The organism is Pseudomonas weihenstephanensis (assembly GCF_016812185.1).
Classification (GTDB): domain Bacteria; phylum Pseudomonadota; class Gammaproteobacteria; order Pseudomonadales; family Pseudomonadaceae; genus Aquipseudomonas; species Aquipseudomonas weihenstephanensis.
Window position 1 is genome coordinate 511,017 of the sequence record NZ_JAAEBV010000005.1, and the last position, 11,938, is coordinate 522,954.

The 11,938-nt window shown below is 59.4% G+C and carries 8 protein-coding genes; 5 read left to right on the top strand and 3 right to left on the bottom strand.

Annotation, left to right across the window (positions count from 1 at the left end; all coding sequences use genetic code 11):
• Positions 1-68: 68 nt before the first annotated feature.
• Together GYN01_RS18500 and ribD are read left to right on the top strand one after the other, a co-directional pair.
• The gene (locus GYN01_RS18500; protein ID WP_203307570.1) at positions 69-1,769 is read left to right on the top strand and encodes a WD40 repeat domain-containing protein; all 1,701 of its coding nucleotides are present in this window, start codon (positions 69-71) and stop codon (positions 1,767-1,769) included.
• A complete protein-coding gene (ribD, locus tag GYN01_RS18505; RefSeq protein WP_048363246.1) occupies positions 1,766-2,872 on the top strand; it encodes a bifunctional diaminohydroxyphosphoribosylaminopyrimidine deaminase/5-amino-6-(5-phosphoribosylamino)uracil reductase RibD in 1,107 nt (368 codons plus the stop codon). The genes GYN01_RS18500 and ribD overlap by 4 nt, the downstream gene beginning before the upstream one ends.
• Here ribD and GYN01_RS18510 read toward each other — a convergent pair.
• Positions 2,851-3,777 (bottom strand): LysR family transcriptional regulator, encoded by a 927-nt coding sequence (locus GYN01_RS18510; RefSeq protein ID WP_048363245.1) that lies wholly within the window; start codon positions 3,775-3,777, stop codon positions 2,851-2,853. The genes ribD and GYN01_RS18510 overlap by 22 nt on opposite strands.
• A gap of 47 nt (positions 3,778-3,824) precedes the next feature.
• Between GYN01_RS18510 and GYN01_RS18515 the strand changes: the two genes are divergently transcribed.
• Genes GYN01_RS18515 through GYN01_RS18525 form a run of 3 tightly spaced genes read left to right on the top strand, consistent with a single transcriptional unit; the run spans position 3,825 to position 8,463 of the window.
• Complete coding sequence (locus GYN01_RS18515; protein ID WP_048363244.1) at positions 3,825-4,238, top strand: VOC family protein; 414 nt, start codon at positions 3,825-3,827, stop codon at positions 4,236-4,238.
• Positions 4,239-4,261: 23 nt separating this feature from the next.
• Entirely contained in the window at positions 4,262-5,389 is a 1,128-nt protein-coding gene (locus GYN01_RS18520) for an efflux RND transporter periplasmic adaptor subunit (protein ID WP_053221319.1), read from the top strand.
• Positions 5,386-8,463, top strand: coding sequence for a MexW/MexI family multidrug efflux RND transporter permease subunit (locus tag GYN01_RS18525; RefSeq protein WP_203307571.1), 3,078 nt, complete (start codon positions 5,386-5,388; stop codon positions 8,461-8,463). The genes GYN01_RS18520 and GYN01_RS18525 overlap by 4 nt, the downstream gene beginning before the upstream one ends.
• 275 nt (positions 8,464-8,738) lie before the next feature.
• On the opposite strand, the gene GYN01_RS18530 is transcribed toward GYN01_RS18525, so the two are convergent.
• Complete coding sequence (locus GYN01_RS18530; RefSeq protein ID WP_203307572.1) at positions 8,739-11,378, bottom strand: T6SS phospholipase effector Tle1-like catalytic domain-containing protein; 2,640 nt, start codon at positions 11,376-11,378, stop codon at positions 8,739-8,741.
• Positions 11,363-11,893 carry a Tli1a family immunity protein gene (locus GYN01_RS18535; RefSeq protein WP_238936305.1) on the bottom strand — a complete coding sequence of 177 codons (531 nt, stop codon included), beginning with the start codon at positions 11,891-11,893 and terminating at the stop codon, positions 11,363-11,365. The genes GYN01_RS18530 and GYN01_RS18535 overlap by 16 nt, the downstream gene beginning before the upstream one ends.
• Positions 11,894-11,938: the final 45 nt, after the last annotated feature.

Consider the following 11,938-nt stretch of genomic DNA (forward strand, 5'->3'; position numbering starts at 1 on the left):
TCTGGCCGTTAATACCGGCGTGAACTCAACGGCATGACGCACGCTTACATTATTCAGGATGAATAACCATGAAACACTTCGGCCCTATCAGCGGTATTGCCACGTTTAAAGATTGCTATGTCGCCACCGCAGGCTATGACAATCAGGTCATTCTCTGGGACGCTAAAACCAAAACCCCCATCCAGCGCGTGGTGCATGACCACCTGGCCAACCAGTGTGCGTTCAACCCCACCGGCACACTGCTGGTCAGCGCCAGCAGCGATTACACCGCGCGTGTCTGGGAAGTCCCGAGCCTGCGCATGAAGGCGGTTTTAATTGGCCATGACGATGACATCGAAATGGCAGCCTTCTCGCCAGACGGCCAGACCATCGCCACCTGCTCACGCGACCATACCCTGCGTATTTTTGATCTCAATGGCCGCACCCTGCGCATCCTCAAAGGCCACACCGCCGACGTGATCTCGGTGTGCTGGGCGGTGGATGGCGCGACGCTGGTGTCGAGCAGCGACGACGGCTCGATCCGCCGCTGGGATGCAATGACCGGCGAGCAACTGGAAATCATCGACTTGGGGGGCGTTGAAACCGACACCGTGGCCTTGTCGCGTGACGGGATCATTTTCGCCGGGGATGACGAAGGCAAAATATCGTTGATCAGCGCTCAAGGCACTTACCTGCAACCGGCGCATACGGCGGGTATCAAGCGCATCATTTGGGATGACGCCCAACGCCTGTTGATCAGCCTCAGCTATGACCGCTCCGTGATGCTCTGGCACCTGAACAGCCACAATCGGCTGGAAAAAACCGCCGAGACCTCGCTGCCGAGCATCATCTGGCCACGCAGTTGCGCCCTGCTTGGCGAAGATAAAATCGCATTCGTGACCTTCGGTTCGAGCTACGCCACCTGGAACTTCCGCACCCAGATCTGGGACTTGGGCGGCATCGAACCTGCCATCAGCCTGAACGCGGTCGCACTGGTCAACGACGAGATTTTCAGCATCGGCGACGCGGGCATCCTGCACGTCAACGGCGTCGCCAACACCAAGGCTGGCAGCCTGTGCAACTTCTTGCTGGCGTTTGGTGACAGTGTGCTGACCGGCGGCCAAATGGGCACCGTATTCGATGCACGCACCGGCCAGGCCATTTACCAGCACCGCTCACCGTTAAACTGTGGCACCACGTTTATCAAAGATGGCCAGTTGCACGCCGCCATTGGTACGTACACCGGTGAAGCGTTGATCTTCAAGCTGCAACACCAGCAACCGGAGTTCCTCACCGAAGTGGCCATGCACGACAACGCCATCAAAGGCATTGCCGCTGACGAGACCTTCATTTTCAGCGTGTGCGCCACCGCCGCTGCCGCCTTTTTCAACATTGCTGACTTCACTGAACACACCTACCTGGACCAGGCGCACGACCGAATCTCCAACGGTTGCACACAAATCCAGGGCGGCTTCGCCAGCATCGGTCGCGACCTCAAGCTGCGCCTGTGGCGTGATGGCGAAAGCGAAGTGTTCGAGACACCGCATCACCACTCCATCAAATGCATTGCCATCTCCAAGGATCAGAACCTGATCGCCACCGGCAGTTACGGCGGCACCGTAGCCCTGTTTGATGTGCGCACCCGCCGTTGGGAGAAATTCGAAAAACCGACCGCCAGCGGGATCTCCTGCCTGACCCAGGCCGCCAACGGCAATGGTTTCCTGGCCAGTGCGTATGACGGGCGTATTTACCCGATCGCGGCCCGTGCAGGCGGGCATTTAGTGTCATGACTTATTTCACCGAAGTCGACTTTCAGCACATGCAACACGCGCTGTCGTTGGCCGAACGAGGCAGCCATTCCACATGGCCCAACCCGCGGGTGGGCTGTGTGATTGCTCACGGTAATTGTGTGGTGGGCGAAGGTTGGCATCGGCGGGCCGGTGGCCCGCACGCAGAAGTGTTCGCCTTGCGCCAGGCCGGTGCCCTGGCCAAAGGCGCCACGGCCTACGTCACGCTGGAGCCGTGCAGCCACGTTGGCCGCACGGGGGCATGCCATCAGGCATTGATTGAAAGTGGCGTCAGTCAAGTCATGGTGGCCCTCGAAGACCCGTTCAAGCAGGTCAACGGCCAAGGCATCGCCGAACTCAAAGCGGCCGGTATCGAGGTCAAGGTGGGATTGATGCGTGAGGCGGCCAGTGAGCTGAACCGAGGTTTCCTCTCCAGCATTGAGCGCCAGCGCCCTTGGGTGCAGCTGAAAATGGGCATGAGCCTGGACGGGCGCACGGCGCTGAGTAATGGCCGTTCGCAATGGATCACCGGGCCCAAGGCGCGAATGGATGTACAGCACTGGCGTGCCCGCTGTGCAGCCATCATCACCGGCAGCGGCACGGTGTTGGGAGACGACCCGTTACTGACGGTGCGCCAACCTTCATCGCCTGAAGCTGTGGCGCCCATGCGCGTAGTGCTGGACAGCAGCGCGCGCGTGCCGGCGGGTGCGCAAGTGTTTAACGCCAGCGCACCGAGCCTGCATGTGTTGCACAACGACACGCCGTTACCCCAGGGGCACAGCGCTGAAGTGTTGCGTGTGGACGGCGATATCTATGGGCTGGATCTGCATGAACTGCTGTGCCAGCTCAGCCTGCGCGGTCTGCACGAGGTGATGGTCGAAGCAGGCCCCACCTTGGCGGGCGCCTTTCTAAAGGCCGGGCTGGTAGATGAAGTGCTGGTGTATATGGCGCCCAAACTGCTGGGTGATCTGGCCCGCCCGTTGGTGCACATGCCGGAGCTGGTTCACCTCAAGCAAGCGCTGAATTTCACCCTGTTTGACGTCACACAACTGGGTGAAGATTTGCGCTTGCGCTTGCGACCGGTTCAGGTAGCGGGCGCCCCATGACTCATCACTTGCCTGACTTGCTCGCGCAGCCAGATGTGGGCCGGGTCTTCGCCAAAACGGTTATGCCAGATCTGCACGAACGGAAACGGCGGAATCGGCAAGGGCGGGCTGAGGCTGACCAGGTCATCGTCAAGCGGGGCATTGTCCAGGGTGCGGGTGGCCACCGTGAGGATCAGGTCGGTGTTGCTGATCATGCTGGGCGCGGTGCGCCAGTGGGGAACGCTGACCGCTATGCGACGCTGCAACCCTTCGGCGCGCAACAGTCGATCAATTTCACCATGGGTGCAGCCGTCCACCGACACCGAAATATGCGGGCGCAGCAGGTAATTGTCCAAGTCCAGTTGGCCGCTGGCCGGCAACGTACTGCGGTCCAGCAGGCAAGAAAACGTTTCTTCAAACAGCACTTCACTGGAAATGTCCGCTGTCAGGTGGGGGAACACACCCAATGCCAGATCAATTTTGCCTTGGGCGATCTGCTCAAACATGCCGTGACGGCTGTCCTGAGTGACCACCAGCGTGGTGTTGGGCGCCTCGACGCGCAATTGGCGCAACAATTTGGGCAACACAATCGCGGCACCGTAGTCAGACATGGCCAAACGGAAAGTGCGATGGGAGTTGGCCGGCACAAAGTCGATCGACTTGCCGAGCAGGATTTCGATCTGGCTGAGGATCTCCTTGAGCGGTGCCTGAAGGTTTTGCGCCAGGGCACTCAACACCACTTCGCTGCCCTGACGAATCAGGATCGGGTCGTCGAGCAGGACCCGCAGCTTGCTCAGCGAGTGGCTGATGGCCGGTTGGCTCAAATGCAATCGGGCGCCGGTACGGGTCACGTGTTTTTCAGTCAGCAACGCGTCGAGCACCACCAACAGGTTCAAATCAATATTGCGCAGTAAAACCATGACCATCCTGTCATTCACCAATCCGGGACTACCTGCCCGATACGGAGCGCATCATGCTGCAACTCAAACGGATTATTGAAACCGCGCTTTACGTGAAAGATCTTACAGCAGCGAAAAATTTTTACTATAAAACACTCCATTTGGAGGTCATGGTCGAAAGCGACGTGCTCGTTGCATTCAACGTCGGCGGGCTCAACACCCTGCTGCTATTTAGACGCGGCGCCTCACTGCAAACCAAATACCTGAGTGGCGGCGAAATCCCCCCGCACGATGCCCGTGGCTCGATCCACGTGTGCTTCGCCATCGACACCGATGACATGCCCGGCTGGAAGCAAACACTGAGCGACAGCGGCGTGGCCATCGAAGGCCGAACCGAATGGCCCAAAGGCGGCTCCAGCATCTATTTTCGCGACCCCGACCACAACCTCATCGAACTGCTCACGCCGGGCTGTTGGCCGATTTACTGACTGCATCTTTAAGGAAAAAGATCATGGCACACGTTGCAGCAAGCACTCGCCCGTTAATCCGGCACAAAACCCTTTGGGCCATGACTGGACTCGTACTTGGCGGTGTGGCATGGGGCCTGTGGTACGCGCGGCAACCAGCCGCAGCCGGTTATGTGGCGGCACCGGTCAAGGTCGCAGTCGCGCCCGTCAGTCAGCAGCCGTTTACCCGCTACCTGCAAGCCATCGGCGAACTGGAAGCGGTCGAAGAAGTCAGCGTGCCCGCCGAAGTGGGTGGGCGCATCGTCGAGCTGCCGATTGAGTCCGGCCAACGCGTTGAACGCGGGCAGGTGCTGGTGCGCCTCAACGATGCGCCGCAACGCGGGCAAAAGGTGCGGCTGCAAGGTCAGGTCGATAACGCCCTCGTACGCCTTGATCGCCTGAAAAAACTGATCAATTCCAACGCTGTTTCGCGCGAGGCACTGGACGATGCCCAGGCCCAATACACCACCGCTCGCGGCGCCTTGCAGGAATTGATGGCGCAGATTGAACAACGCACCATTCGCGCACCTTTCGCCGGCACATTGGGCATCCGCAAAGTGCATGTGGGGCAATACGTCAATCCCGGCGATACGCTGATCAACCTGATCGGCAACCAAGGCCTGTACGTCAACTTCAGCGTGCCGGAGCAAGCCATGCTGCACTTCAAGACCGGCAGCCCTTTGCTGATTGAGCTTGATGCGCTGCCCGGCCAACCGTTAACGGCCGTGGTCAGCAGCGTCGACCCGTTTTTGGATCGCTCGCGCACCTTAAGCCTTCAGGCACGCTTGCAAGACCCGCCCGCCGCTGCCCTGCCACGCATGTTCGCCCGCGTGCGCCTGCCTCAGACCCTGCCGGAAAACACCTTGAGCCTGCCCGAAACTGCCGTGACCTACAGCGCCTACGGCGAGGACGTGTACCTGGTTCAACCGGCCCTCGATGCTCAGAGCGCACCCACCGTACGGCGCGTGTCAGTCAAGACCGGCGAGCGGCGCGATGGCTGGGTCGTGATCAATCAGGGCGTTGCGCCCGGCGATCAAGTGGTGACGTCAGGCCAGATCAAACTCAGCGATGGCGCCAGCATCGAGCCCATGACCAGCACCGCGCTCGCGGCCGATGGGGGAACAAACCCGTGAAGTTCACCGACATTTTTGTCCACCGCCCGGTGCTCGCGCTGGTGGTCAGTTTGATGATCCTGCTGGCGGGGCTTAAAGCCTATATGGGCTTGCCGGTGCGTCAGTACCCGCTGCTGGAAAGCTCTGTGATCACGGTCAGCACCGACTACCCCGGAGCACCCGCCGAGTTGATGCAAGGCTTTATCACGCAGCCGATCAACCAGTCGCTGGCCTCGGTAGAAGGCGTCGACTACGTCAGCTCGTCGTCAGTCCAGGGCCACAGTGTGATTACTCTGCGCATGGCCCTCAACCAAGACTCGGCCAAGGCACTCAGCGAGGTGATCGCCAAGGTTAACCAAGTCAAATACCGCCTGCCCGAGCAAGCCTACGACCCGGTTATCGAGCGCTCGGCCGGCGACGCCACCGCCGTGGCCTACGTGGGGTTTGCCAGCACAACGTTATCGGCGGCGGCCATGACCGACTACCTGAGCCGTGTGGTGCAACCCTTGTTCGCCACGATTGAAGGTGTAGCCAAGGTCCAGACCTTTGGCGGCCAACACCTGGCGATGCGCCTGTGGCTCGACCCGCAACGCATGGCGGGTCACGGCATCAGCGCCGAGCAGGTAGAACAGGCGATCCGTGCCAACAACTTTCAGGCGGCGCCCGGTCAAATCAAAGGCCAGTACGTGGTGTCGTCGATCCAGGTCAACAGCGACCTCAATACCCTTGAAGAATTTCGCGACATGGTGATCAGCAATCGCGGCGATCACCTGCTACGCCTGCGCGATATCGCCGAGATCGAACTGGGTTCCGCCGCTTACGAAACCAGCGCCCTGATGGACGCCAAGCCCGCCGTTCACCTCGGGCTATACGCCACCCCCAAAGGCAACCCGCTGCTGATCGTCGCAGGCATCAAACGCCTGCTGCCCGAGATCCAGAAAACCCTGCCGCCCGGCGTCGACGTGGCGCTGGCCTTCGAGACCGCGCACTTTATCCAAGCCTCGATCCTGGAAGTGATCGAAACCTTGCTCGAAGCGATTTTGATCGTGGTGGTGATCATCTTCCTGTGCCTGGGCTCGTGGCGCACGGTGCTGATTCCGATCCTCAGCATCCCGCTGTCGATGCTCGGCGCACTGGCACTGATGGCGCTGTTCGGCTTCAGCATCAACCTGCTCACATTGCTGGCGATGGTGCTGGCCATCGGGCTGGTGGTGGACGATGCGATTGTGGTCACCGAAAACATTCACCGCCACATCAAGGGCGGCCTCGCGCCGTTGCAGGCCGCCTTGATCGGCGCGCGGGAAATCGCTTCGCCGGTGATTGCCATGACCATCACCCTGGCCGCGGTGTACATGCCCATCGGTCTGATGAACGGCCTGACTGGCGCGCTGTTCAAGGAATTCGCCCTGACCCTCGCCGGAGCGGTACTGGTATCGGGCGTCATCGCCCTGACCTTGACCCCGGTAATGTGCGCCAAACTGTTGCCCGCCGGCCAAAGTGAAGGCCGCATGAGCCTGTTGGCCGAGCGCTTCTTCGAGCGTTTATCGCGGCGTTATCAACGCGGTCTGTTGCGTTCACTGCGCGCACGCGGTGCGGTGCTGGCGTTCGGGGGGCTGGTGCTGCTCAGCTTGCCGTTGCTCTATGGCCAGGCCGATAAAGAGTTGGCGCCCAATGAAGACCAAGGCAACTTGCTGTTGGCGATCAAGTCTCCGCAACACGCCAACCTCGACTTCGTGGAGCGCTACGCCGCCCAATTGAGCGAGTTGCTGGCCAAGCTCCCGGAAACCACCAGCACCTGGATCATCAACGGCACGGATGGTGTGGCGGCGAGTTTTGCCGGGGTCAACTTCAGTGAGTGGGATAAGCGCGAGCGCAGCGCCGCCCAGATTCAAAGCGAGCTGCAACAGGCTGTCGACGCAGTGGAAGGCGACTCGATCTTCGTCTTCCAGATGCCGCCGCTGCCCGCCTCCACCGGTGGTTTGCCGGTGCAATGGGTGATTCGCAGCACCGAAGACTACCGCGCGCTGTATCAGGCCATGCACGAGATCAAACAACAGGCACGGGCCAGCGGGTTGTTCGCCGTGGTCGACAGCGACCTGGACTTCAACAACCCGGTGACCGAGGTGCGCATCGACCGCAGCAAGGCCAACAGCCTGGGTATTCGCCTGCAAGACATCGCCAGCACCCTGGCGGTGCTGGTGGGCGAAAACTACACCAACCGTTTTGGCTTGCAGGGCCGCTCCTACGACGTAATCGCGCAGACCCAGGCCAATCAGCGCCTGACCCCGCAATCGCTCAATGGCTTCTACGTCAGCACCGACCGCGGCGTGCAAGTACCGCTCGCCACCGTGGTCAGCCTGCACAGCGACATCCAGCCCAACCGCCTCAAACAGTTCAATCAGCAAAACTCGGCCACCTTCCAGGGCATCCCAGCGCCGGGCGTGAGCCTGGGCGAAGCGGTGGCCTTTCTGACCACCCAGAGCGCGCAACTGCCTGCCAGCTTCAGCCATGACTGGCAATCGGATTCGCGGCAATTTATCCACGAAGGCAACGCGCTGATGCTGACCTTCCTGTTCGCCCTCATCGTCATCTACATGGTGCTGGCCGCGCAGTACGAAAGCCTGCGCGACCCGCTGATCATCCTCATCACCGTGCCGCTGTCGATCTGCGGCGCCTTGATCCCGTTGGCGCTGGGCTGGGCGACGCTCAACATCTACACGCAAATCGGCTTGGTGACCTTGATCGGCCTGATCAGCAAACACGGCATCCTGATGGTCGAATTTGCCAACGAACTGCAACAGGCCAGCGGCTGCTCACCGGCCCACGCCATCATCCGCTCGGCGCGCATTCGCCTGCGGCCGATATTAATGACCACCGCAGCGATGGTGGTGGGCCTGGTGCCGCTGCTGTTCGCCAGCGGCGCAGGTGCCAGTAGCCGTTTCGGGCTGGGCATCGTGATCGTGGTGGGCATGGTGGTGGGCACGTTGTTTACGCTGTTTGTATTGCCGTCGATTTATACGTTGATTTCCAAACGTCGTGTGCCGGAGCACGCCCCCCAACCCGCTGAGCTTAAGCCCCTTTACAGCAAGGCATAACGGGCTTAAGCCTCATGTTGTAGCGGCTAAACAGCTTCGAAAAAAGTAGAAATCCCCTGACACAAGGGGCATTTCTACGTTCAATTCCTGCTTTCAATTTTCAAGCGCCTCAGTACATCCCTAACGAGCGGAGCCAGCCACAAGCCATCGTCATTCTGCATACGGTGATGGCTTGGGAGCCCGAATTACGCGCCCATTACGCCGAACAACGGGCCGGGGTGGACTATCAGGCAGCGATCAAGCCCCCTACGCGCACGTCCGAGCCGCAACCGCCTCTACACACACGAATCAATATCGAAATCGACCGCCTGGCCCACCACATGGCTCCCGATCAACGCAGCAATGGCTTGATCGTCTGCGTTCACTGCGACGGGGCGGCGTGTCAGGGCTTGCCAGGCGACGCTCTGCACGGCCTGCGCCGGGTGCAACGCGGGTGTCGCTGCCGGGTCGCCTTTTTCGCCTTTGAAGATGGCCATCAGATCATCCGTAATGGCGGTTTTCTCCGTCAACGCGGCAGGTAATGGCAAGGCCTGTACCGCTTTCACTGCACTGCCTGGGTCTTGGGTGAAGTTGCGGATGGACGTCAGCCCTTCCAGCATGGGCAGCGCGCGCCCGGTGACGGTGTCAAAGGCTGTGATGCTCGGCAAACCCACCTTGCCGCGAAACACCGGGGTGCCCAGGCTCGGGATAATCAGCCCCATCAGGAAGCGCGGGTCATGGCGTTTCACGCTCAGGCCCACACTGGCCACGGCAATGGCTAAACCCACCACCCGCTCGGTGGTCACCAACAGCGACAACTCGTTGTTGGACTCATTGTCGAAAAAGATCCCGCGATAACGAAAGTAGTCACTGAATATCTCGCGCTCATTCAAGGCCGCATTCATGAACCAGGCGCGAGAGTCGTGCACATGTTCATCAAACAGGCGGATGATCGGCAACACGTTGTCGTTCCGTGATTTGCCATTTTCCCCAAACAGCTTGGCGTAATTGAGTTCTCCGTCCCGGCGCATGTCGGCATAGTGCTGCGCTTCATCTTGCTCGTTGGTCATGTAGACCAACCCGCCGACCGCGGTATTAATGAGCGTGCCAAAGCTGAAAATCTCACTGGCGGTCATGTTCCATTCCGGCACGTAATCACGCCGAAAGTCGGCCATGCCGTTGAGCAACTGACGGCAATCCAGGTTGGGTTCGTACATCTTGCTGGTGTTGAAGGTGATCGGCTCCTTGGTGTTAGTGCGACGCTCATATTCCAATTTGGTGGCTTCGTGGGCTGTTTTGGTGGCCTGCTGGCTCTCGGACAAGACAGGCGCAGTGCCGCCCGCGAGGATGGTGGCATCCTCCTTCAATTTCATGGCGTGTAATGCCGAAAAAGCGCTGATCTCATCGCGGGTCATGTCGTTAGCCGTGCCGTACTTCGTGACATTGCCGTACGCCTGCGTATGACTGGCCCGCCCCTTGGCGTAACGGCTGATGCGCCAACCCGTGATCAACCCCGCTTCGCGCTTCATCACTTCTTCCAGAGGGCCATTGTCCATAGCGTCCAGCCAGGTGTTGAAGCGGTGGGTGACGGTGGGGCCGACGTCGAATTCACTTTCAGTTTCGGTTTTCATGACCAACCATGGCCGCTCATCTTTCAATACCGTGCTGAAAGCTCTTGGAGGCGCTTGCAAGGGAGCGCCGACCTTATAGGCTTCGTCAAACATATGGTGCAAAGCGATCTGCGATAACACTTCATGCCCGCCCTCAGATGCCCTCCCCTGATCGCCGGGTGGGTAACCGCCACCGACATCGGAGTGCATACCGGGGTAAATGTATTCCGCAGTGCCTTTGCGGTAGGTGGACGGGCACATCGGGTCATCCGGGTTGGCTTTGCGCCGGATCGAATCCACCGGGAAACAACTGCGTTGCTCATGGGCCGCCACCATGTGCACGCAGTGCTCAAGGAACTTTTCGTCATCACTTAAACGCAGGCTGCCATCGGCCCAGCCCATGTGCCCGGCAGCAAACGGCACCAGATACGGCAGGCCCACCGACGCCACGGTATCGAACAGCCCCATGAACACAATCTTGATCGGCAGGCCAGCAAACAGGTAACAGGTTTCGCCTGCTACCTCGACCTTGGTCAAGGCTTCGAGCCAGTTGGCAAACGCCCGCGCCTCGGCTGCTCCGCGTGAAAAACCGTACACGAACAGGCGCACGGCTTTTATTTCGGGAGTGGTCTTGGATGCGTGCACGGCATCAATTTGGGTTTTAAGCGCTGCCAGCGGTGCTGCCAGCACTTCTTTGCGCCGCCCATAGCTGTTTTTAAATATTGATGCGCCAAGGAGGTCTCCGGTGAGGCTGGTGCCCATTTTCTGCACCAGAGCATATGCATCACCCGTATCCAGAAAGGTTTCGCCTGAAGCTCTTTTCAACGCATCAATCAAGCGGGTCAGCCCCCAATTGATTCGGTTCTCACCGCCCACCGACACAGTCAGGCCCCGATTATCAGGCGCAAACTCACCTATTTCTTTGAACTCGGTGCCTACACCTTGCATGTAATAACGATAAAAGCCTTCCAGCACTTCTCCTTCCTTCCCAGAACCTCCCAGGCTCGCATGGTAAAGACGAGCGACATTGGTCGTCGTGGATGGCAGCGCCTTGCTATCTGACGGTTCATGGTTGTTGGTCCCGTCAAAGCAAAGGGTGATGGTAATGATCTTCATGCAGGGTGCACCCGCGTAAACCTTGCCCGCCGCTCGCGCCTCATCCATCGCCTTTTGCTCAAACGGCTGGTAAGCCGCCTGTTGAATTCGATAGTTACGTAGCACATCAGCCGGGGATCCTGGCAATAAGCCACCCTCTTTGAAATCAGGCGTCGGGCTAAGGAAGGCTGGAGATGGTTTTCTAACGGGCGCATTTATGGCTTCGGACATGTGGCCGGCTCCTCCATTTTTTGAGGGAACTTATAAGGGTAGTTAGGCGTGCCGGGCATCATGAGTCCTGCGGTAACCGCCACTTGGTTACAAGGTAAGAAATGCACATTCACCACGCCCAATCGCTCATACCGCGCAACAGGCACAACGGCTCGATGGTGGGTGTACTTGGCCGCATGCAACTTGTAAGCAGCCCGATATCCATCAGTTCCGAGTGGAGGCCAATTCGCTGAAGCATACGGATCAGTGTCCTTCTCCCACTCAACTACCACCGTCAGCCCTGAATGCCATTTCACCGGCATCGGCGCGCAGCACATTTGACCGCCACCGTACCCATACGGAGCCAGATTTGGCCCGCCATTCCCATTCACGGAAAACCGGTTAATCGCCGCCGAGGTATGGCTGTAGCCCTCAATGGGAGCACCCAAGCGCTCGGGTTTGGGCTGGGTGCAGCCTTGCAGCGAGAGACCGCTGATCAACGTCAGCAACAGTGCTCGAATCATGATGTTGGACATGTGGCCGGATCCTCCATTTTTTGAGGGAACTTATAAGGGTAGTTA

Bases quoted from the DNA above. Each gene is read 5' to 3' on its own strand.
- ribD (WP_048363246.1), top strand. From the start codon at position 1,766: ATGACTTATTTCACCGAAGTCGACTTTCAGCACATGCAACACGCGCTG.
- GYN01_RS18530 (WP_203307572.1), bottom strand. From the start codon at position 11,378: ATGTCCGAAGCCATAAATGCGCCCGTTAGAAAACCATCTCCAGCCTTC.
- GYN01_RS18520 (WP_053221319.1), top strand. From the start codon at position 4,262: ATGGCACACGTTGCAGCAAGCACTCGCCCGTTAATCCGGCACAAAACC.
- GYN01_RS18535 (WP_238936305.1), bottom strand. From the start codon at position 11,893: ATGTCCAACATCATGATTCGAGCACTGTTGCTGACGTTGATCAGCGGT.
- GYN01_RS18515 (WP_048363244.1), top strand. From the start codon at position 3,825: ATGCTGCAACTCAAACGGATTATTGAAACCGCGCTTTACGTGAAAGAT.
- GYN01_RS18510 (WP_048363245.1), bottom strand. From the start codon at position 3,777: ATGGTCATGGTTTTACTGCGCAATATTGATTTGAACCTGTTGGTGGTG.
- GYN01_RS18500 (WP_203307570.1), top strand. From the start codon at position 69: ATGAAACACTTCGGCCCTATCAGCGGTATTGCCACGTTTAAAGATTGC.